Below are 22,119 nucleotides of genomic sequence, written 5' to 3'. Positions count from 1 at the left end.
TGATAAGTGATAAACGGAAAAAGGGGAGGTGTCTTACATATGAGTTCTTATAAATATAAAGAACTGGAAACTCAACTAAGGAAAAATAATGTAACCTCCTGCATTATTCATAGGAATGGTTCAGAGGAGTTTCGTTATTTCAGATCCAGATCCGAAACAGAAATTTACAAAGTGAATTCCATTACAAAAAGTATATTGTCCATGTTAATTGGGATTGCGCTTACAAATGGAAACATTCCAAGTATCCAAGAGCCCATATCAAATTATTTTCCATTATTAAAAAAGAATACAGATGGAAAAGAAGAAATTAGGATCGATCATTTATTAACAATGACATCCGGACTGGACTGGCCAGGAAATGAGAATCTAAAAAATGCAGACAACTGGGGAAAGTACATTTTAGACCGACCAATGCAAAATAAGGCCGGTGAAGTTATGCAATATAACTGTGGGAATTCACATCTTCTAAGTCTTATTTTACAAATGGCTACTGGTATAGAAACTAGAGAATTTGCAGAAAAAAATTTGTTTAAACCTTTAAATATACACAGATACATATGGGAAACCGATCCACAGGGTAATGCAATAGGTGGGTTCGGATTAAAATTACAAAGTAATGATTTATTAAAGCTTGGTCAACTTTGTTTAACAAAGGGGAAATACGGGGACAGACAAATTATTTCAGAAGATTGGTTAAAAAAATCTACGAATCCCCATGTGAAGACAAAAATAGGGAGCCAAATGTATGGGTATCATTGGTGGGTCAATATTCCAATGAGAGCGAATCAGTCCCGTTTTTATTATGCTGCGGGAACTGGTGGTCAATATATTATAGTTGTTCCTGGAAGGGATTTAATTACTATTTTCACTAGTGAAATGACAAAGGCAGAAGGTGTAAAGCCATATCGTTGGTTTGTTAATGATATCCTGTAAAGGGGTACTAATTCAAAAATAATTTACACTGGATAAAAAAAATTCACTTTTATACATGGTTTTCATCATAATAAACAAACTATATAGGGAAGACATTGATAAATAAAGGCTCTGTTACAGGCTCACAGAAAGGGAGTGAATTTAGTAATAAATTTACGATGTTCGACAACAGATACTAAACATAAAAAGTGGAGGTATAGAATGCTTAAGAAAATTGTACTTACAACCATTGCCTTTTTGCTTTTATTTCCTATGATGGCAGGAGCACAACAGATTAAATTTTTCGATGATCCCCCATTTGAACATTATAAGGTATATCCTGGAGATTCTTTTTGGTTTATTGGACAAAGGTATAATGTGGATTACCGTAAATTAATGCAACTTAACCCAGAAATTGATCCCTATAACCTTCAAGTTGGAGAGGTAATACGGCTAAAGGAAGCTGCGGAACACCATTCACAATTTGAAGATCAGGTGGTTAACCTTGTAAATCAACAACGTAGAAGAAATGGATTGCAGCCACTTCAGCATCGGGCAGATTTAAAAAGAGTGGCCCATAGAAAAGCAGAGGATATGATTAAATCCAATTACTTTTCTCATAACAGTCCTAATTATGGTTCTCCATTTGATATGATACGAACATTTGGAATCAGTTATCAAGCAGCTGCAGAAAATATTGCTAAAGGGCAAACAACACCTGAACAAGTTATGAATTCATGGATGAACTCATCCGGCCATCGGGCAAATATATTAAATGGTAATTTTGATACTATTGGTGTGGGATTTTATCGCGGTGCATGGGTGCAGTTATTTATAAAAGCAAGATAATATCTATCGACAGGTGCGAGGGCATTAGCTCGTGCCTGTTTTTTTGATAAGATAAGTATTTATAAGTTTTGGCACCTTCGTGTAAGTTTTCTAGCTCCAGCAACGAGCGTTCACTTCGGTAGCAGCAAGCGATGCTGCCCTTGCGTTATCTTCGATTTGCCTCAACGGACAGGACGTCCTAATATCGGGCATGCCACAGGACGTGCGTTCTGCCAGATGGACTGATACGCTCCAGAGCAATGCTTGTAGTGGAAGAGACAAGGCGCTTGCGCTTTTCTTACTAAAGAGATTATTCTACTTTTACATGCGTCCTATGTACCGCATTATACCCATAACCCTTTTGATTCCAAAAAGGTTCCAATGGTTGGGATCCAGTTGAATCTGTAGCTTTTGAAAGAATGACATATTCCCCAGGTTTATCGATGTTCCATAAATATGTCCATGACTCCCAAGCATAGAAAGATGTAACCCCATTTTTTTCTTTAATAGCTTTTTCCCACGTTACTCCGTTATCATAACTGATTTCAATTTTACTTATTGGTCCATTTCCACTCCATGCAATACCACGAACGAGATTTTCCCCACGTTTTAATTTTGAATAGTTCAATGGTTTTTGAATCGTGGAATTAACATTAATTTTAGTAACAGGAAACGAATCCTCTTTTGAGTTTTGATGAGGGTAATAAACATAGTCATCTGTTTGAAAGGGTCCATCAAATCGATGATTAATGACAGCAATACTTTTTAACCATTTGACTGATGCCATGGCGTACCAACCAGGAACAATTAAACGGATAGGGGCACCGTGTTTATACGGTATTTCCTTACCGTTACATTCATACGCAATGATGGTATCAGGATGAAGTGCCTTTTCTATTGGAAGACTTCGGGAGAAGGACGCATGTGGAGACTTGCCCTTTTCCCCCATATCGTGGCCAGTAAACAAGACTTCCTTAGCCCCTTGGCCAATACCGGTAATTGCCAATAAATCTTTCAATGGGACTCCCCTCCAACTCCCTTGATGAATTGCTCCATCTTCCCATTGTTCTCCATGAACTTTTGGTGAAAATTTAGAACGTTTATTACCTGCACATTCCAATACCAGGTCAATGGTTACTGAGGGTAATTGTCGGAGTTGAGCTAAGTGAAAATGATAGGGATACATTACATTCCCTTCAATAGTAACTTCAAAATTTCCTTGATGTATATTCGGGTACGGAAAGTGATTCCGTATGTAAAAAAACTCATTTGAGATAATGTTTTTCTTCAAAAAATGAATTGGTGATTCTTGGACTTCAGGATGAAGATTCCGTGTCATCAAAAACGGGCGACTACTTTGTTTTCCCATTTGTTTCTCCTCCCTAAAAAAATCTATTTTATATATATCAAAAGATAAAGATGTTAGAACTATGAATTAGTACGGCAAAGAGGCCGGGACACAATTAAAGTGTTTTACTGAGAAGACGAACAATACACAATGTAGAAATAATTCTATCTTTCGTGCAAGTTCACTTGATTAAAAACACTTTTGTTCCAGCCTCATAAATATTCATTAATATTTTCCTATGTCACTAGGTTTAGGATCTATGCCGGATTCCCCGGGAAGCCAATTTGCAGGTACACCTTTTCCTGTCTCAGCCTCGTATTGAAGAGCCTTTATCAATCGGAGGATTTCATATGAATTTCTTCCTACTTCGGAAGGATACAACATCTTGGAAACGATAAAACCTTTCGGGTCAATAATAACAGTGGCACGGTGGGCAGACCCTCCATTCTCATTCAGAACTCGGTATGCCTTGCTAATTCTTTGGTTTCGATCACTAACTAATGGGTATTGCACTTTTTTTGCAGAAGATGATATATCTTTAAAAACCTTATGTGCGTAAACACTATCTGTACTTATTCCAAGTATTTCTGTATTAAAAGAATTAAACTCATCATATAAAGCAGCAACTGCTGCTAATTCAGTAGGTCAAACGAATGTGAAATTACTACCATAAAAGAACAAAATCACCCATGATCCACGATAACTTTCTAATTTGACCTCTTTTATTTCATCATTAACCACTGCTTTTTGAGTGAATTTTGGAGCAACATCCCCGAGCGTGGCTAAAAACGGTGGTGCACCGTTGGATAAATCATTGATTGATAAACCTTGTTGATCTCTTTTTTTGTCCAATCTCATCACCTTCGTTTTAAAATCTAGACAATGATAATATATTCCATCTCCCATTAGACTGTTCATTCGTAAACAGAAAAAGCATTAGTATAGAACAAAACAAAGGAAAAGAATCAATTTTGTGGAATAGTAACAGGAGTATATAATTGATCTGACAGGAGGGATGAATGATTTTGAACTGGGGAAACTTTGAATCATATTTGAGGGAAAAAATGAGAGAACAACACATACCAGGAGTTGCCGTTGCTGTATCTAGGAATGGAAATTTACTTTTTGGAAAAGGATTTGGATACTCTGATTTGAAGAGTGAAAACAAAGTCACACTGGATACGATATTCGGGATTGCTTCTGTTACCAAATCATTTACTGCCCTAGCGATTATCAAATTAGAGGAAGAAGGCCGTTTAAGTATTGAAGATGCAGTAGTGGATCATTTGCCTGAACTTGTTATACCTAGTATAAAAGAAATGAAGGAAATTAAAATTTTCCACCTCCTTACCCATACAACGGGGATTGCACCACTGAAAAGAAGAGAGGAATTGAATAAACTGAGGGAACATATTGTTTACCTATCTTCCGAACCCCATGAAGTATTGGGTAAACCAGGAGAGTATTTTAGTTATTGTAACGACAGTTTTATTTTATTAGGTGCAATAATTGAAAGGTTAACCGGAAAACTCTTTCGAAGATATATTACAGAAGTGCTTTTAAATGAATTACAACTGTTTAGGACAACAATGAGTTTAGAAGAAGTTGCTAAATATGATAACGTTAGTACACCTTATGTTTGGAATATGGAAACAGAAAGCCTGGAAGAAAATCCTTGGCCGATCCTCGGAAATTATGAAGTTGGTGGAGGAATACGTTCAAACGCGTTAGACTTGCTGAAATATGGAGAAGTATACTGTCATGAAAAAAGGGAGAACGGTAAAATTCCTGCTTCCAATGTAGTAAAGAAAATGTGGGAAAACCCCTTTAAGATTACAGAGAACAATTATTATGGATTTGGATGGAAAGTAACTCCAAATTATAACTCTTATACTCTAGTAGAGCATGGAGGAGGTCAGCCAGGAGTGTCTTCAAATGTTGGCTTTATTCCAGAGATTGGACTTGTAGTGGTGGTATTGTGCAATGTTTCAAATGTAGCAGCCAATGATATATGGCTAGCGGCTGTGAATACTGCATTACAAATTCCACTTGAGCAAAAACGTGTGGAGTATAAGCATAAGGATGATATAGTATTCGATCAATTAAACCGTTTTGTAGGGACGTACACGTCAAAAGAAGGTGGATATGCAGCCATTTATTTAAAAAATCATCATCCTACTTTGAGTACAAATGGACAAGAATTTTCACTCCAACTAGTTAAGGAAGATACTCTGTTAATAAAAAAATTAGAAAAACCAATTACCTTCTTTTTTAAAGGAGAGGAAAAGGCCTGGGCAATCTTGTTTGGATCACGAATGTTCCTTCGAAGAGAAAGGTAAATCTATTAAAATGATACAAAAAGGATGTTTCTTTATAAATTTCGTGATTTCTAACATTTAATTAAAGGAATCTCCATTCTACTTTATTACAATGGAGATTCCTTCTTTCATCTTTATCCCAGTAAACCTTTTATAGTTAATTTGCAATGCCATGCTTTACGGCAAAGAGTGCAGCTTGAGTTCTATCTTGTACAGGAAGTTTAGAAAATATATTGGAAATGTGGGTTTTGACAGTTTTTTCTGTAATAAAAAGGGTCTCGGCAATCTCTTTATTGCTTTTACCCATTGAAAGTTCAATCAATACTTCTTTTTCCCGGATCGTTAATTGTTTTATTGCCAATGTTTCCTCATCAGCTGGTTTACTGACGTGTTGAAATAGGTGGGTTGCCACTTTGGAATCTACTTTTTTAATTCCGTTATTAACTTCGTGAATGGTTGCCACTAAATCTTCTGGTGATGTGTCTTTTAAACAATAACCATCCGCTCCAGCCCTAATTGCAGAAATAACGTGGTCCTGGTCATCAAAACTGGTTAGGACTACTATTTTAATATCAGGGTTTTTCCTTTTAATGATTGCTGTTGTTTCTACCCCATCCATTTTTGGCATGGATAAATCAAGTAAGACCAGGTCAGGTAGTTGATTAGTATCTATGAATTGGATGGCTTCTAGACCATTTGACGCTTGACCAATAATTGTTAACGACTCCTGCTGTTCAAGAACAAAACTTAAACCTTGTCGGACCACGTGGTGGTCATCTACAATGAGTAACTTGATGGTCATCCTTTTATCCCTTCCTTCGTTTCATATGGAATAGTAACGGAAATCTTAGTTCCTTTTCCCAGTCCACTAGTGATGTCACATTCTCCATTTACCAATTTAGCTCTCTCTCTCATACTTGTTAAACCAAAACCAGTTGAAATTTTGTCCTCTTCAAAGCCAATTCCATCATCCTTTACTTCCATGATTAGTGAATTATTTTGATGAAAAATGGAAATGTGAACTTTATCTGTCTTTGCATGTTTAAAAATATTGTTTATGGCTTCTTTTCCTATTTTACAAAGTACTTCCCTTAGTGGCACTGAGAGAGCAAAGGGGAGTTCTGCCGTATAATTGATGGATAAACCAAGATTTACACCATAACGGCTGAATGTTTCCTTCAGTCCGTCTTCCATTGTTTCGTTACGCAGTTGCCATATAAGAGATTTCATTTCAGCCAATGCTTCTTTTGACATTTGTTGAATCCTAGTTAAGGATTTTTTTACTTTCTTTTCTTTTGTTAATGATGATGTTCCATTTGCCGTATACATAATGGAAAAAAGAAGTTGGTTAACTGTATCATGCAAATCCCTAGCTAATCGGTTTCTTTCCTCAATGATATGATAATTTTTCTCTTTTTCAAATAAAAGAATCCGTTGAATTGCAGTACCAATTTGAAATGCCACGGATTCCAAAACTGCCAGTTCGGAATTAGAAAAATTCCGTTTGTGAGGGGATGCCACATTCATTAGACCAAATAATTCATCACCTGACTTTAGCGGAATAGATGCATGGTGGGTGATACCGTTTGTATCTCCACGTGCATTTGTAATGGCACCTTCAATACGTTGGCATTCAATAATATTTGTGGCTTTTAAAAGCTTACCATCTTTAAAGCGGTCAAGACACCAGCATCCTCCTTCACACATATACCGTTTATTTTGAAATGAGAGTGCTTCTGGTAATGATGCATGTGCTGCTAACTGAAAAGAGTGTTCTTCATCCACTAAAAAAATCCATCCAGTACTTAATTTTGTTAATTGCAATAGACGGTCAAGAACTTGTTGAAGCATTGGCAACATGTCTGTTTCAGTATTCAGGATTTCAGCAATATTTTTAAGTAAAAGCAATTCATGGTTTTGATCCATAGTAACCTCCGTAATGGAAATTTGCTTTTATTTTACACGAATCAAAGTGCAAATTGTAAAAAAATATATAATTATTACTTGGGAATCGTTATCTAACATTATTAAATATCGAAAAGTTTTTCTCCTTTGAACACACGTCTTTGAGGGTTATATATCAGTTGGATAAAAATAACATTCATATTTTTTGCCATGCCATAAACACTATGCCTACACTGATATTAATTAGATATCAGTACACAAAATTCGAAAGGAGAATGTATCATGGCAACAAACAACAATAACTCAAACAATCTTGTAGTACCTGGTGTGCAACAGGCACTTGATCAAATGAAGTATGAGATTGCACAAGAATTTGGTGTAAACCTTGGGCCAGATTCTCCTGCACGAGCAAATGGATCAGTAGGTGGCGAAATTACGAAGCGCCTAGTTCAACAAGCAGAGCAACAATTTGGAGGATTTAAAGGTTAATATAATGGAAATGGGAGTACAGGGTCTACCTTGTACTCCTTATTTTTTTCTTCGAAAGATAAGCGAATTTATAAATATTGGCACCTTCCGGTATGCCACAGGATGTAGCGTTTAGCCCGAAGAACGGATTCACTTCTTCGAAATACTAGTAGAGGAAGACACATAGGCGTTTGCGCTTTTCTTATACTTTCTGACAAAATTAATGAAAATGAACGACGGAGTATGACAACATTCTCAATTATTACTGAGTATAATTGGGACAAGAGGAGGGATGTGTCAATAATGGAGGAGTCAGTGACAGTATATCAGTTGAAGCAAGAGATACATAAGCAAGATATCGATTATTTGTTAACCCATAATCGGGAAAATATTTGCTTTTTTCGTTTTGTCGGTGGAAATACCAGTCAAAATGACGAAATATTTAAGCAGTTATACCGCTTGCGTGATAGTAAAACCATTGTTTTTGGTATATTCAGATTCCCTTTTCGGTTTGAGGGAAAACAACGAATGGACATTGCTATTCAACAGTATTATAAATTAAAAAAGGTATGTGATTCAGTCATATACTTCTATAGTGACGGAATGATGGAGTTGTTAGAAGAGGGGACGTCGATCAGGGAGGCGAATATCCTGTTTGAAGAATTTGAAAAATCTCCGATTCAGGCTATTGGAGAAATGGTAAGGCAAACGGGGGATATAAATATAGATTTTCAGGATTTACAGTCTTTTATAAAGAAGAAAGATGGGGCATTGTTTGTCCGTACAATAGAAGGTGATTCTTTTGACGAGCCGTTAAAATATTTAATTTCCACTCCCTATTTATCACAGGAATATGCGGATGGTAAACAGCTAATGGTAAATATAGGCTATACAACTGATGTGGATATGAATGCATTTCGGCAAATTAACCTTCGAATAAATGATCTCTTTCACAAAATGGAGATCTTCAAGGTAGGAAGTTATTTAATTAATCAACCTGGGAAGAGTTTAAAAGTAACCTTGCTGGCAAATGGGATCTCGGATCCATTTCAAGAACCAGAAGGGACAAAGAATATTCCACTTTATCGTTATTGGTTTATGAATAAATGGAAAAAAGTCACCCAAAAAGATAAACAGTCTGACTGGTTTTCCGTAATGAATAAGACCGTTGAAACCATAAAAAAGGACAGGCTCCTCTAAGAACTGGAGCCTGTTTTTTTGCTCTTTTTTAGGAAATACCATTTTAAAATGGTAGGAACTAGTATGATGATTAATAGCACCCGAACTAATTGTAAGGAACTGACAATCCCGGGATCACCACCTACGGCAGTTGCTGTTAAAACCATTTCAATGAGACCTCCAGGGGCAACACTCAGTAGTGCTGTTGGTAAATTAAGACCCGTTACTGCTGCAAACACTGTTCCAAACAAGAAGGATAGGAGGATTAACATGATAGCCAATAGAAAGTAAACGAAGCAATATTTCCCCCCTTGTTTGATTTGGGATATGGAGATATTCTTTCCTATACCAATACCGATGAGAACTTGAGCGAATATAAGTAATATGGTAGGGAGAGGAGGCAATGTTATAATACTGATGTTCAAGATTGCCGTAAAAATTAATGGAATAATGACAATCCCTGCCGGTAGAAGATTTCTTAAAAGAATACCAGCAGAGATGGGTATTATATATGTGAAATAATATACATAGTGATTTTGGACGGGTTCTTGATTGACTATCTCTTCTATCTGGAAAGTTTCCCCTGAGAAAAAGTGAACGACGATAAGTGGCACTACAAAGAGAACGGTCAATAACCGGACGGTTTGAAAAATGGCAACTAAAGAGGACTGGGCTTTTAATGATTCACTAGCAATGACCATTTCGGTTAATCCCCCTGGAATAGACCCAAAAACACTTGTTATCCGATCAACCGGTATCCATCTTGTTACGAGTAAACTGTTGAAGATGCCAATAAACACTAATACTACAGTTACAATTATATATGGAATGACATATGGTCCAACGGTTAAGAATGTATCCTTTGTAAAATATAAACCAAAATAAGAACCTATAATTAATAAACCACTGTTTTTTAAAGGCGCAGGAAGAAGAACAGTGCTTTTTGGGAGGCTATTCCATAAAATAATTATCGTCATTGCTCCCAATACCCACGGTAAAGGGAGGTTCACTATGTAAAAGAGGATTCCCCCAATAAACCCAATCAATACTGTTTTAAAAACCTGTACCAGTCGTAATGGAAACATACAAGAACTCCTTAAACAGAATAATAAGATTGTACCATAGAAAGAATCTCATACTGAAATAATAGGTTGAAGAGTGGTATTTATCTGTTTACAAAAAGATCGCAGTATACTATACTTTAGTAAGTAACATACTTAATATAAGTTAAGGGGATGGGAAGTGATGACGTTGGTAAAAGCATTAAAGGGAATCCATCATGTATCTGCAATTACAGCGAATGCAAAGAATAATTACAATTTTTATACGGAGATATTAGGTTTACGCTTAGTTAAAAAATCAATAAATCAGGACGATACTTCTGTGTATCATTTGTTTTATGCCGATGAAAGGGGAAATCCTGGTACTGATTTAACGTTCTTTGAGATTCCTAATGCAGCAGAAACAAGAATGGGAACGAACAGTATTACTGCCACGTCCCTTAGAGTTTCAACAGATAAAGCACTTCAATATTGGAAAAAAAGATTTACAGAATACAAAATAGAACACGATGAAATCTCTCATGAGAGTGGAAGAGCGTCACTAGCGTTTAAGGATTTTGAAAATCAGCGTCTTATCCTTGTATCTGATGAAACAAATACAGGTGTCGAAGGGGGAAAACCTTGGGATAAGAGTACCGTTCCAGTGGAGTATGGAATTATTGGCTTAGGACCAGTCATCTTAACCGTATCACGCTTAGAACTGACCGAACAGATGTTAACAGAGATTATGGGTTTCCGAAAGAAAGGGTCTTATAAGGGAATTGTGGATGGAATGGAGAGGGAATTTTTCCTTTATGAAACAGGAGAAGGGGGAACTGGAGCGGAAGTACATGTTTTGGAACTTTCCGAGCTGCCTCGGGAGAGATCTGGACGGGGAAGTGTTCATCATGTGGCTTTTCGAGTGGAAGATGAAGAGGAATTAACCAAATGGATTAACAGACTAAATCAGAACGCCATTCCTAATTCAGGGTTTGTGGAAAGATATTATTTTAAATCCCTTTATTTTAGGGAGCCAAATGGAATTCTATATGAACTTGCAACAGACGGACCGGGTTTTGAAACCGATGAAGATTTTGATACTTTAGGGGAATCTCTTGCTCTCCCTCCTTATTTTGAGAACCAAAGGAAATCCATTGAAGCAAAATTGAAACCTTTAAATACAAAAACAAAATAATTTACATGAAAAAGACCAAGCTATATAATAAAGCTTGGTTTTTATGTGAGATAAAAAATATTTAATTTTCTTATTTTTTTATCACGAGAATAAGTGTTGTAGTATTTCAGATTACTTAAAATAAATGTCTATTGTAAAATGTAAAGGAGAGCTCTGACTTATGAAAATACCAGATCAACCTAAAACATCGATAGTAATATTCGGGGCTACAGGGGATTTAGCGAAAAGAAAATTATTTCCGTCAATTTTTAATCTTTATAGAAAGGGTAATATCTCAGAAGAGTTTGCAGTTGTTGGTGTTGCCAGAAGACCGTGGACCAACGAAGTTTTAAGAGAAAAAGTCTGTGAGGCAGTTACAGACGTTTTTGATGTGGAGCAAGATAAGTTGGACAGATTCGTAAACCATTTTAATTATCTCCCCTTTGATGTAACTGGAAAAGAATCTTACCATGAGTTAAAGAAACAATTGACCCAGTTAGAGGGAGACTATAATATCCCAGGGAATCGTATCTTTTACATGGCAATGGCTCCAGAGTTTTTTGGTACGATTGCTTCTAACCTCAAATCAGAGGGGGTAACGGAGGCTAACGGTTGGACAAGACTTGTCATTGAAAAACCATTTGGTCATGACCTTTCATCTGCTAAAAAGTTAAATGAAGATATAAGGGAGGCATTTAATGAAGATGACATTTATCGGATTGACCACTATTTGGGAAAAGAAATGGTACAAAACATAGAAGTAATTCGATTTGCAAATGCCATGTTTGAGCCATTATGGAACAATCGCTATATATCCAATATCCAGATAACATCCAGTGAAGCGTTAGGAGTGGAAGATCGTGGTGGTTATTACGAGACTTCTGGGGCACTTAGGGATATGGTACAGAATCACATGCTCCAAATGGTATCGCTTTTAGCTATGGATCCACCGATTCGATTATCTACTGACGAAATTCGAAGCGAAAAAATAAAAGTTCTCCGTGCATTAAGAATGGTAAACGGAGAAGAAGTGGATAACTATTTTGTTCGGGGACAATATGGTCCTGGAATAATACGGGGAAATGAAGTTCCAGGTTATAGAAGTGAAAAAAATGTTGATCCAAATTCAAAGACGGAAACCTTTGTTGCAGGAAAATTGTTAATTGATAACCACCGGTGGGCGGGTGTTCCATTTTATATCCGGACTGGAAAAAGGATGGGGCTGAAATCCACTAAAATTGTTATTCAGTTTAAAGAGCTTCCATTAAATTTATATTTTAATAAGAACCAGAAGAAAATTCATCCTAATATACTGATCATTCACATACAGCCTGATGAAGGGATCTCCTTGGTGTTAAATGGAAAAAAAGTTGGACCATCTGGCGAAACTACACCAGTTCAATTAGACTACAGTAACGATGGTATAGATACGGTAAACACTCCTGAAGCCTATGAGAGGTTGCTTTTGGATTGCATGTTAGGAGATGCTGCCAATTTTACCCATTGGGATGAGGTAGAATTATCATGGACTTATGTAGACGAAATTTCGAAAGGATGGGTAACAAGTACAAAGCAAATCCCTTTATATGATTCAGGGTCCATGGGACCGAAAGAGGCGGATGACTTGTTAGGAAAAGATGGGTTCCAATGGTGGCCAATTAAAGAAGTGTAATATATAAAGAAGGAAGTGACTATTTATGAAAGTAATTGATATAAGTTCATCAATATATGAAGGGATGCCTGTTTATAAAAATAAATCGGAAAAACAGCCGAAAATATCCACTGTAACTAATGGGCATGTCACAGAATCGAGAATAGATATGGATTTACATTCAGGAACGCATATTGACTCTCCGCTACATATGATAAATGACGGACCTACATTTGAAACCATTGACATAAATGAGCTTGTGGGACCTTGTAAAGTTTTTGATTTAACACATGTGAAGGATCGAATTAAAGCATCTGATCTAGAATCATACCAGATTGAGGAAAAGGATTTTGTTATCTTTAAGACGAGAAACTCTTTTGATGAGGTATTTAATTTTGATTTTATATTTCTTGCTGAAGATGGGGCTAATTTTCTTGCTAAGAAGGGAATACGCGGGGTAGGAATTGATGCACTGGGAGTCGAACGTAGCCAGCCTGGTCATCCAACTCATAAAATTTTATTCAATAGTGGTGTTATCGTAATCGAAGGACTACGTTTAAAGGAAGTGGACCAAGGAGAATATCTCATGATTGCTGCACCACTAAAAATGGTAGGAACAGATGCCTCCCCGGCTAGAGTAATTTTAATAGATGAGCTAAAATAATTGATTATAGACAGAAAAAAACAGGAGGTGCATTTTAGCACTCCTGTTTTTTTTCTGTCTGATAACCTTACATACTTAAGGCAAATAATATTCTTTTGAAGTACAATCAGATAAAACTCATAATTATAATAATCTCGTTACCTTATTCTTTCACTAGCGGATAAACACCATTTTCATCATGAACTTCACGTCCGGTGATTGGCGGATTAAAGACACAAACCATCCGCATATCTGTTTTAGCCCGTAATAAATGCTCATCATTTTCGTCTAGTGAATAAAGTGTATTCGCAGAGATAGGATGGATTTTATTGTCCTTTAATGTTTCCACTTCACCTTCCCCTTCAATGCAGTAAACAGCTTCTAGATGGTTTTTATACCAAATGTGAGTTTCAGTACCTGCTTTAATAATGGTGTCATGTACAGAGTATCCCATGCCATCTTTTTCAAGTAATAGGCGACGACTGGTCCAGTTTTCCCCTTTCACTTCTTGATCAGATCCGATAATATCTTGTAGTTTAACAACTTTCATATTTAGTTCCTCCTATATTGTATGGAATTCATTAGTTAATTTGTAACTAGTTCTTTATTTTTAATTATGCTTTTTATGCTTTCTTCAATAATTTTAAATCCATTTTCTAATCCTTCATCGTCTATGATGAGAGCAGGGAAGAGTTTAAATACTTGATCTTCAACACCAGAGGTCTCCATAATAAGTCCCCTTTCAAATGCAGCAGCAGCAACTTTGCTTGCTAAACCAGATACTGGGGTTTCAATGCCTTGCATAAATCCTCGACCCTTCACTTCACCTTTAAGTTCCGGATATTTTTCTACTAAGCTGTTTAAGAACTCCGTGATTTTATCTGATTTTCTTAAGATACTCTCTTCAAATGCTTTATCTTCCCAATAAGAAAGGGATTCTGTAGCAGTAACAAAAGCATGGTTATTTCCTCGGAATGTCCCATTGTGCTCACCAGGGTTCCAAATATCAAGCTCTGGCTTAAACAAAGTTAAGGCAAGTGGCGATCCGAAACCTCCGATTGATTTTGACAAGCAGACGATATCAGGTTTAATACCAGCAGGTTCAAAAGAGAAGAAAGTACCTGTTCGACCAACACCAGCCTGCACATCATCGATGATTAACAGGATGCCAAACTTATTACAGATTTCTTCTATTTTTTTCAGCCATTCAAATCTGGCAACATTGATTCCGCCTTCACCTTGGACTGTCTCGAGAATCATAGCAGCAGGTAAATCTACACCACTTCCCCCATCTTCAAGGAATCGTTCGAGATACTCCAGAGTGTCGAGGTCTTCACTGACAAAGTTGTCATAAGGCATTGTTACAACGTGTTGTAGTGGGATTCCGGCACCTTTTCTTTTGGAAGAATTACCTGTTACAGATAAGGATCCGATTGTCATCCCGTGGAATCCATTTGTAAAACTAATGACATCCGTACGTCCAGTGACTTTCCGTGCTAGCTTTAGAGCACTTTCCACTGTGTTTGTTCCGGTTGGTCCAGGAAACATTACTTTAAAATCCATGTTTCTTGGTTTTAAAATAACTTCATTGAACTTATCCAGAAAATCTACTTTTGCCTTCGTTGCCATATCCAAAGAATGAGTAATGCCATCGTTCATAATATATTCCACAAGTTTTTCTTTCATTTTCGGATCATTATGTCCGTAGTTTAAGGCTCCTGCCCCTGAAAAGAAGTCAATATACTCTTTTCCCTCCATGTCCCACATCTTATAGCCCTTTGCTTTTGTAAATACAGTGGGGAAACTTCTTACATAACTACGTACACTTGATTCTAACTCTTCAATAATCTTTAAATTGTCGTTTAACATTTTATCCCTCCGGTAATTTTTAAAAAAACCTAGTATTTAAATAGGGTTACTTGGTTAGAGGCCCGACACGGTACATTAATTCAGCCTCGTGATCCCCTCCTGGGAATACATCCTCTGGGAAACAGTCATCCACTTCGCACTCTGTTCCGTGATCCCTGGCTAAACGGAGGAACAATGATTGGGAAGCGGTGTTTGATGGTGTTACGGTTGCCTCCACATACTTGATATTCCGGCATGCATAACGGGAAAGGAGTTCATTTAACATTTTGGATGCAATCCCTTTTCCCCGTTGTGATTCATGAACACCAACCTGCCAAATAAAAACGGTATCTGGACGATTCGGGGGGATAAATCCAGTAATGAACCCGACTAAATCAGCATCTTCTTTTGCAACAACACATGTATCCGTGAAGAATTCACACATCATAATGTATTTGTAAGGAGAATTTTGATCAAGAGTTGAATCGTTAACTAATTCCCACATTAGAGAGCCATCTCTAGTTGTCGGTTCACTAAGGGTTACGACTTTTTGCAGTAAATCAGTTTCATTCATCATTCATATTTACCACCTTGGAAAAAAGTAATTTTTTATATAGAATAAAAAATTCCCTCCTTTTAAATTTCTAAACCACTTTTTAAAATTTGTTGTAAGAACATTATTAATGGTAATAATATATTGGAAATTTATCAAACTCGTTTAAATAGGATAATCACGTATATTCTGGTTAATACTACCTTCATGAAAAGATAAGGTACATATATTATTTATTACTCTTATATTGTTTCGATTTCATCCAATACAATGAAATCCGACACTATTCCTGTATTTTCTGCTGCTGTGTGAAAAACTATTTTTAAACGAAGGTTAGTACACCTGTTTAACTAATCGGAAGAACCGAAAAACAAAGCACTTGGCTTCTGCCCAAGTGCTTTGTTAATTCCACTTTTATAAATCTAACCAGTTTGTGTGAAATGTCCCCTTTTTATCAATTCTTTGATAGGTGTGTGCCCCGAAATAATCTCGTTGTGCCTGTAATAAATTAGCAGGCAGTCTCTCAAGGCGGTAACTGTCGTAGTAAGACAATGCACTAGAAAGTGCTGGGGTTGGAATACCATTTTGAATGGCGAGAGTGATGACATCCCGAAGTGCCTGCTGATAATTAACAGTTATTTCTTTGAAATATGGATCTAATAAAAGGTTAGATAAATTCGGGTCATTATCAAATGCTTCTTTAATGTTTTGCAGGAACCCTGCTCTAATAATGCAACCTCCCCGAAAGATCATGGCAATATTTCCATATTGTAAATCCCATCCATTTTCATCAGAAGCTGCTTTTAATTGTGCAAATCCTTGAGCATATGAACAGATTTTACTAAAATATAAAGCTTTTCGGATCAACTCAATGATTTTCTCTTTGTTGTCGTTTATCGGTTTTCGTGGAGGTCCTGATAAGATTTTACTTGCGTGAACCCTTTCTTCTTTCATTGCCGAAATGAACCTTGCGAAAACGGATTCTGTAATAATGGAAAGGGGGACCCCCAGATCAAGAGAACTTTGACTTGTCCACTTTCCAGTTCCCTTTTGCCCAGCTGTATCCAAAATAACATCAACTAAAGGTTTTCCTGTTTCAGGGTCTCTTTTTGTGAAAATATCTGCTGTGATTTCGATAAGGTAGCTGTCCAATTCCCCTTTGTTCCACTCCGCAAAAACTTCATGAAGTTCATTTGCTGATAACCCCAGTACTTCTTGTAAGATGAAGTAAGCCTCACAAATAAGCTGCATATCTCCATATTCAATTCCATTATGCACCATTTTCACATAATGTCCTGCCCCATCAGGGCCTATGTATGTACAACAAGGTTCTCCGTCCACTTTCGCTGAAATGTCCTTTAGCATTGCCTCAACTAACTCATAAGCTTCCTTTTGCCCTCCAGGCATGATGGACGGTCCTTTCAACGCACCTTCTTCTCCACCAGATACACCTGTTCCAATAAAGTTAATCCCCTTTTCTTCAAGGTATTTGCTTCTTCTAATCGTATCAACGAAGTAAGTATTTCCACCATCAATTAAAATATCGTTTTTGGATAAGTGCGGAAGCAACGATTCAATAGCTTTGTCTGTAATTTCACCTGCTTGAACCATTAAAAGAATCTTTCGTGGGGTTTCCAATGATTGAACAAATTCTTCTATTGTATTCGTACCTAATAGGTTTTTTCCTTTGTTTAATTCAATTGTTTCTTGTACCCTTTCTGAAGATATATCATAAATGGAAACAGAATAACCTTTACTTTCGAAGTTTAAGGCTAAACTTTTTCCCATGACACCTACTCCTAAAACGCCAATGTCGTGTTTGGCCATCTCTTTGTAACATCCCTTCTCTTAGAAAATTTTCTATATTACCTGAAGATAGCATATCATAATATTTTTCATCAAGTAATTTGTGTTTATTTAGTTTGCGTGCTTTTCTGGAAGATTATGAATCCAGAATGGAAACTGGTCAGATTTTAATCGTACTTCCAAGAGTACAGAATGTGGTCGAGAGATTTTTTTCACCATTGAGGCATACTATTTATGCAATCATCTAATATTCTTGGAGGAAGGGATGAGGTAATGACTGTCGTTCGTCTTGGTTATGTAGCAATGAGTATGGAATTAAAAAATAGTTCACCCTCACAAACAATGACTTATGGGCAATTTAAGTCCTTGTCAGATCGAGATGGAGCTATCCGGAAATTAGAGCGGATTTCAAATTCCAACTTACATAACTGCTTAAGATTACTGAAACATAATCGTGCTCATGATATATCTTTTTTTAGGTTTAGCTCCAAGTTGGTTCCACTTGCTACACATGAAGAATTATCCGATTGGAATTATATGAAATCCATTAAAGAATCATTGAAAGAATTGGGAGAATATATTTTATTACATCAAATGAGAGTGGATTTTCATCCAGATCACTTTGTAGTGTTAAACTCTCCTAAAACAGAGATATTAAAAGCTTCTTTATTGAATTTAAAATTTTTCCATCGAATTTTAAAAGGAATGGAATTAGATCCGAGACATCGGTGTGTGATGCATGTAGGTGGGAGTTATAAAGATAAGGAAGGTGCTTTAGAGCGGTTCATAGAAAATTGGTCTGTTGTCCCTTCAGGCATTCAAAAGTTGATCATGTTAGAAAATGATGATAAATCATTTCGTTTACAAGATACATTGTATTTGTGTGAAAAACTTGATATACCCCTTGTTTTTGATTTACATCATCATCAGGCCAATCATGAAGATGAAAACTGGGAGAAGGATTGGGATCGGGTCGTGAAAACGTGGGGAAACTCTCCCCACCCTGTAAAAATGCACATTTCAAGTCCAAAAAGTGAAAAAGAATTCCGAAATCATGCAGACCATGTGGATGTTGACATGTTTATGGAATTTTTATCAAAAGTGAAAGGGTCAGTGCCTCAGATTGATTGTATGATAGAAGCAAAGCAAAAGGACCGGGCTTTGTTTAAACTAATGAGTGAGCTGAGGAAGAGGGTTGAAGTAAAAATAATAGACGGTGCATCGTTTGAAATATAACTAAGACTTTTTTAAAAAGGTAAGAATTTATAAGTTTTGACACCTACCTTCGGGCATTGTCCATCACCTACTGGCTATGGGGCACTTCGGAAGTGACAAACGAAAACAAAAATCGGACTTCTAGTTGTCATTCCTACGCTCGTGATCTTAGGCGAATGCGCTTTTCTTATGATAAACTGTTTGATAAGAAGTACTGACTTTGAAGTGGGGTGATAAGATGAAAATAAATAAGGAAGCGCATACATTTCTTTTGGGATTGTTAGCTAAACAAAAGGGGAACGGCTTTCGAATTGGTTATAATGAAAAAAGCACTTGAGGGATGTCAAAATTTAAAATAACTCTGGATGAGTTTAAGGAAGGGGATTATAAAATAGAGTTTGATAGGATTCCGATCTTTTTTGATTGTGACGTGAAGAAGCATATTAACAGACTTTATATTACATATGAACAGGGGAAATTAACATTAAATGACAGTGGACTTAATTAGTACTCAGCGTACTATTTTCCGAGGGCACTGAAAAAGTGGGGCTTTTCCACTTTTTCAGTCCCTCGAAGCAATGAGATAATCCGTCACAATCATTAAAAAGCCTGATAGGAGTGTTTTTCTCCTTTCATGTGAGCGACGAGCGAAGCCAATGCCATACTAATAAAAGGAACTGAAAAAGTTGTTTTAACCTTTTTCAGTGGCCTCATAATTTCCTTTGGGGAGGAGAGCTTCATGAAAATTGTTTCAATTTGCCCAAGTAATACGGAGTTAGTAGAATACTTGGGCTTAACATCGTCCCTTGTCGGCGTTGACGACTATTCAGATTGGCCGGAATCCATTAAAGACTTACCAAAGCTTGGGCCTGATTTATCCATAAATATGGATAAAGTGGAAGAACTAAAACCCGATTTGGTTTTAGCGTCTTTAACTGTACCTGGGATGGAACGTAATATAGAGGAATTGAAACGGAGAAATATACCGTATATTATTATTCCCAACCCAACAACTATGAGTGAAATTGTAGAGGGACTTTTGTATTTAGGTGAAGCAACAAACCGTATTCATAGAGCCGAACTTACCAGTGATAGATTTAATCATATCATAGACGATTATATAGAAAGAAGAAAACAAGTAAGAGTAGAGAAAACAATCTATTGGGAATGGTGGGCAAAACCGGTTTTTACTCCTGGTGCTGAAAATTGGTTGACAGAGATGAGCCATCTTGCAGGGGGGAAAAATATATTTGAAGATAAAAAAGAGAAAAGTGTAAAAACAGATTGGGATGAGGTTCGAAAACGAAATCCGGATGTTATTAGTATCGTATGGGTTGGTGTTCAACACTCTCGGGTTGATCCTAAACAGATATTACGGAGACCACAGTGGAATCAAATGAAAGCCATTAAAAACAAGCAATTATATATCCTTGAAGAGCCATATTTTTGCCGACCTTCCCCGAGACTTTTAATAGGATTAAGGAAAATTGCTAATCTATTACATCCTGATATTTATCCATGTTATAGAGCGGACGAAGATCCATTATTAGATACTAGAATGCTATAAAGTGTAAAGATTGCCCATGAGCTAAGAAAGGGGAGGAAAAGATGGCAAAGTTTCCAATCGAAAACTATGATGGGATTGCCCTTGCTAATTTAGTGAAGTCCGGACAGGTGCATCGAAGAGAATTGGTCGAAGCTGTTATTGATAAAATTGAAGCAAAAAACCCTAAGATTAATGCAGTCATTCATAAAATGTATGATTCAGCTCTTAAAGAGGCGGATACTACCGATTTAAATGAAGGGGTATTTTCAGGTGTTCCGACGTTATTAAAAGATATTTCGCAGGAGATTGCTGGAGAGCCAATTACTTCTGGATCAAAAGCCTTTCAAGGTTACATTGCTAAGGAGGATTCGGAATATGTAAAGCGGGTAAGGAAAACGGGTACAATCATCGTCGGACAAACAAATGTACCTGAATTGGCCCTAATGGGAATCACAGAACCGAGCCTATACGGTCCCACCAGAAATCCGTGGGATTTGAATCATACGCCTGGGGGTTCAAGTGGAGGTTCTGCGGCAGTAATAGCTGCTGGAATCGTTCCTTTCGCTGGTGCAAATGACGGAGGTGGATCTATTCGTATCCCAGCTGCATACTGTGGTTTATTTGGCTTAAAACCTACAAGGGGAAGGACACCGGTTGGCCCTTTATATGGTAGATATTGGCAAGGAGCCTCTGTGGAACATATCCTTTCAAAGTCTGTAAGGGATAGTGCAGCCATGCTAGATGAGTTATGTTTACCAGAAAAAACATCTGCATTCCAGGCACTTCCATATAACGGAAGCTACTTAAAGTGTGTGGAAAATCCATCTAGTAAAAAGTTGAAAATTGCTTATTCAATAGATTCTCCCATAAATCGGTGCGTTCATCAAGATTGTCAACAGGCAGTATTAAATACAGTCCAACAGTTGGAAGAAATGGGGCATCAAATTGAGGAAAAAACGGCACCAATTGATGGTATGGCCATTGCCCGGAGTTATATAATGTTGTATTTCGGTGAAGTAAGCGCGTCTTTGACGTTACAAGAGAAAACCATCGGGAGAAAGGTCAGTTCTGATGTGGAACCTACAACAGCCTTATTAAAAGCGTTAGGGAAAGCATATTCGGCAGAAGAGTTTGTACTTAGTCTACGGGAATGGGACAAAGCTGCAATAGCAATGGAACATTTTCATGAAACATATGATCTATATATTACGCCCACAACAGCATTGCCACCTGCAACAATCGGTGAGTTAGAGCCTCGCACAATGGAGAAACTTCTTATGAAAACTGTATCGCGAATAGGTTTAGGGGGTATTTTGAAAAAAACTGGTTTTGTGGATGAAATCGTCCAAAAAAGTTTGGAACGTACTCCATTTACACAGTTAGCAAATCTTACGGGTCAACCTGCAATGTCACTGCCCCTTTACTTATCTCCACAAGGATTGCCTTCTGGTGTTCAAGTGATGGCCGCACGGGGGAGGGAAGATCTTCTATTTGAGATTGCATCTATACTAGAAAAAACGGATCAATGGATTGACTTGTCTAAACTTCAATAATTACTCGGTCGCCACGACCGAGTTTTTTTCAAGTTTTGGCTTCTTCGGTCAAGTTGTCTAGCTCCATTGCCTACTCGCTGTGGGGCACTTCAGAACCCTATCAATTCAAATTATATTTAGGTTATGTTATGC

At 37.0% G+C, this 22,119-nt stretch carries 21 protein-coding genes; 12 read left to right on the top strand and 9 right to left on the bottom strand.

Annotated features, from left to right (window positions below):
- Positions 1 to 39: 39 nt before the first annotated feature.
- Positions 40 to 933: a serine hydrolase domain-containing protein gene (locus tag KS419_RS16990; RefSeq protein WP_217067582.1), complete on the top strand. Its 894-nt coding sequence runs from the start codon at positions 40 to 42 to the stop codon at positions 931 to 933.
- A gap of 201 nt (positions 934 to 1,134) precedes the next feature.
- The gene (locus KS419_RS16985; protein WP_217067581.1) at positions 1,135 to 1,761 is read left to right on the top strand and encodes a CAP domain-containing protein; all 627 of its coding nucleotides are present in this window, start codon (positions 1,135 to 1,137) and stop codon (positions 1,759 to 1,761) included.
- A 289-nt stretch (positions 1,762 to 2,050) separates the two neighbouring features.
- On the opposite strand, the gene KS419_RS16980 is transcribed toward KS419_RS16985, so the two are convergent.
- A complete protein-coding gene (locus tag KS419_RS16980; protein ID WP_217067580.1) occupies positions 2,051 to 3,109 on the bottom strand; it encodes a sulfite oxidase in 1,059 nt (352 codons plus the stop codon).
- 204 nt (positions 3,110 to 3,313) lie between these two features.
- Entirely contained in the window at positions 3,314 to 3,907 is a 594-nt protein-coding gene (locus KS419_RS25000) for a peroxiredoxin (protein ID WP_380086810.1), read from the bottom strand.
- 200 nt (positions 3,908 to 4,107) lie between these two features.
- On the opposite strand from KS419_RS25000, the gene KS419_RS16965 reads away from it, so the two are divergent.
- Positions 4,108 to 5,427 (top strand): serine hydrolase domain-containing protein, encoded by a 1,320-nt coding sequence (locus KS419_RS16965; protein ID WP_217067579.1) that lies wholly within the window; start codon positions 4,108 to 4,110, stop codon positions 5,425 to 5,427.
- Positions 5,428 to 5,563: 136 nt separating this feature from the next.
- Here the strand turns inward: KS419_RS16965 and KS419_RS16960 are convergent, their stop codons facing one another.
- Entirely contained in the window at positions 5,564 to 6,208 is a 645-nt protein-coding gene (locus KS419_RS16960) for a response regulator (RefSeq protein ID WP_246594225.1), read from the bottom strand.
- Positions 6,205 to 7,332 carry a GAF domain-containing sensor histidine kinase gene (locus KS419_RS16955; protein ID WP_217067578.1) on the bottom strand — a complete coding sequence of 376 codons (1,128 nt, stop codon included), beginning with the start codon at positions 7,330 to 7,332 and terminating at the stop codon, positions 6,205 to 6,207. The genes KS419_RS16960 and KS419_RS16955 overlap by 4 nt, the downstream gene beginning before the upstream one ends.
- Before the next feature lie 261 nt (positions 7,333 to 7,593).
- Between KS419_RS16955 and KS419_RS16950 the strand changes: the two genes are divergently transcribed.
- Both KS419_RS16950 and KS419_RS16945 read left to right on the top strand, forming a co-directional pair.
- Positions 7,594 to 7,800 (top strand): alpha/beta-type small acid-soluble spore protein, encoded by a 207-nt coding sequence (locus KS419_RS16950; protein ID WP_217067577.1) that lies wholly within the window; start codon positions 7,594 to 7,596, stop codon positions 7,798 to 7,800.
- A gap of 282 nt (positions 7,801 to 8,082) precedes the next feature.
- Entirely contained in the window at positions 8,083 to 8,979 is an 897-nt protein-coding gene (locus KS419_RS16945; protein ID WP_217067576.1) for an FtsZ/tubulin family protein, read from the top strand.
- On the opposite strand, the gene KS419_RS16940 is transcribed toward KS419_RS16945, so the two are convergent.
- Positions 8,976 to 10,043, bottom strand: coding sequence for an AbrB family transcriptional regulator (locus tag KS419_RS16940; RefSeq protein ID WP_217067575.1), 1,068 nt, complete (start codon positions 10,041 to 10,043; stop codon positions 8,976 to 8,978). The genes KS419_RS16945 and KS419_RS16940 overlap by 4 nt on opposite strands.
- A gap of 160 nt (positions 10,044 to 10,203) precedes the next feature.
- Between KS419_RS16940 and KS419_RS16935 the strand changes: the two genes are divergently transcribed.
- The 3 genes from KS419_RS16935 (at position 10,204) to KS419_RS16925 (ending at position 13,487) form a co-directional block, all read left to right on the top strand.
- Complete coding sequence (locus KS419_RS16935; RefSeq protein WP_217067574.1) at positions 10,204 to 11,193, top strand: ring-cleaving dioxygenase; 990 nt, start codon at positions 10,204 to 10,206, stop codon at positions 11,191 to 11,193.
- A 160-nt stretch (positions 11,194 to 11,353) separates the two neighbouring features.
- The gene (zwf, locus tag KS419_RS16930) at positions 11,354 to 12,844 is read left to right on the top strand and encodes a glucose-6-phosphate dehydrogenase (RefSeq protein ID WP_217067573.1); all 1,491 of its coding nucleotides are present in this window, start codon (positions 11,354 to 11,356) and stop codon (positions 12,842 to 12,844) included.
- A gap of 25 nt (positions 12,845 to 12,869) precedes the next feature.
- Positions 12,870 to 13,487, top strand: a complete 618-nt coding sequence (locus KS419_RS16925) for a cyclase family protein (protein WP_217067572.1) — start codon at positions 12,870 to 12,872, stop codon at positions 13,485 to 13,487.
- A gap of 142 nt (positions 13,488 to 13,629) precedes the next feature.
- Here KS419_RS16925 and KS419_RS16920 read toward each other — a convergent pair whose 3' ends face one another.
- From KS419_RS16920 to gndA, 4 genes are all read right to left on the bottom strand, one after another.
- A complete protein-coding gene (locus KS419_RS16920) occupies positions 13,630 to 14,016 on the bottom strand; it encodes an ectoine synthase (RefSeq protein WP_217067571.1) in 387 nt (128 codons plus the stop codon).
- Between the two features lie 35 nt (positions 14,017 to 14,051).
- Positions 14,052 to 15,335 (bottom strand): diaminobutyrate--2-oxoglutarate transaminase, encoded by a 1,284-nt coding sequence (gene ectB, locus KS419_RS16915; protein WP_217067570.1) that lies wholly within the window; start codon positions 15,333 to 15,335, stop codon positions 14,052 to 14,054.
- A 46-nt stretch (positions 15,336 to 15,381) separates the two neighbouring features.
- Positions 15,382 to 15,891 carry a diaminobutyrate acetyltransferase gene (gene ectA, locus KS419_RS16910; RefSeq protein WP_217067569.1) on the bottom strand — a complete coding sequence of 170 codons (510 nt, stop codon included), beginning with the start codon at positions 15,889 to 15,891 and terminating at the stop codon, positions 15,382 to 15,384.
- A 390-nt stretch (positions 15,892 to 16,281) separates the two neighbouring features.
- Positions 16,282 to 17,694, bottom strand: a complete 1,413-nt coding sequence (gene gndA / locus KS419_RS16905; RefSeq protein WP_217067568.1) for an NADP-dependent phosphogluconate dehydrogenase — start codon at positions 17,692 to 17,694, stop codon at positions 16,282 to 16,284.
- Positions 17,695 to 17,946: 252 nt separating this feature from the next.
- On the opposite strand from gndA, the gene uvsE reads away from it, so the two are divergent.
- The 4 genes from uvsE (at position 17,947) to KS419_RS16885 (ending at position 21,987) form a co-directional block, all read left to right on the top strand.
- Positions 17,947 to 18,909, top strand: a complete 963-nt coding sequence (uvsE, locus tag KS419_RS16900) for a UV DNA damage repair endonuclease UvsE (RefSeq protein ID WP_217067597.1) — start codon at positions 17,947 to 17,949, stop codon at positions 18,907 to 18,909.
- A 319-nt stretch (positions 18,910 to 19,228) separates the two neighbouring features.
- Positions 19,229 to 19,396, top strand: a complete 168-nt coding sequence (locus KS419_RS16895; protein WP_217067567.1) for a hypothetical protein — start codon at positions 19,229 to 19,231, stop codon at positions 19,394 to 19,396.
- A 231-nt stretch (positions 19,397 to 19,627) separates the two neighbouring features.
- Positions 19,628 to 20,455, top strand: coding sequence for a cobalamin-binding protein (locus KS419_RS16890; RefSeq protein WP_217067566.1), 828 nt, complete (start codon positions 19,628 to 19,630; stop codon positions 20,453 to 20,455).
- Positions 20,456 to 20,496: 41 nt separating this feature from the next.
- Positions 20,497 to 21,987, top strand: a complete 1,491-nt coding sequence (locus KS419_RS16885; RefSeq protein WP_217067565.1) for an amidase — start codon at positions 20,497 to 20,499, stop codon at positions 21,985 to 21,987.
- Positions 21,988 to 22,119 lie beyond the last annotated feature (132 nt).

The organism is Evansella tamaricis (genome assembly GCF_019042215.1).
In the GTDB taxonomy this organism is placed as follows: Bacteria; Bacillota; Bacilli; order Bacillales; family Salisediminibacteriaceae; genus Evansella; species Evansella tamaricis.
This window is presented reverse-complemented; position numbering and strand designations above follow the sequence as displayed.